Origin of the sequence: Pseudomonas sp. SIMBA_068 (genome assembly GCF_046534705.1) — a bacterium.
Lineage (GTDB): Bacteria > Pseudomonadota > Gammaproteobacteria > Pseudomonadales > Pseudomonadaceae > Aquipseudomonas > Aquipseudomonas putida.
In genome coordinates, this window is the sequence record NZ_JAWRYI010000085.1 from 1 (window position 1) to 401 (window position 401).

The 401-nt window shown below is 58.9% G+C and carries 2 pseudogenes; both read left to right on the forward strand.

Features of this window, described 5'->3' with window-relative positions:
- Nucleotides 1–217 (forward strand): annotated as a pseudogene (locus tag SB756_RS28270) (citrate transporter); the annotation flags it as partial.
- Nucleotides 218–281: 64 nt separating this feature from the next.
- Nucleotides 282–401, forward strand: a pseudogene (locus SB756_RS28275) (TerC family protein); the annotation flags it as partial.

Below are 401 nucleotides of genomic sequence, written 5' to 3' on the forward strand. Positions count from 1 at the left end.
CATCACCGCCGTGGAAATGGCCCGCGCCTCCATCGTTGGCCAGCCCGTGCACTTGCTGAGCCCGCTGGTACCCTCGACCTACCTCCTGGTGGCCCTGGCCGGCATCGAGTTTGGCGATCACCAGCGTTTCACCCTCAAGTGGGCAGTGCTGGTGTGCCTGTGCATAATGTTCGCCGCGTTGCTGATGGGGATTTTTCCGCTGTTCAGCACTCTATAACCCTAACAACCCCACCGAGCGGCGCGACAGCCGCGCGGTTTAACACTCGCTCAAAGGAATACACATGGAATGGCTGACCAATCCGGAAATCTGGATTGCCTGCTTCATCCGGCCGGCCCTCGAGATCGTCCTGGGTATCGATAACATCATCATGATTTCGATCCTGGTCAGCCGCATGCCCAAG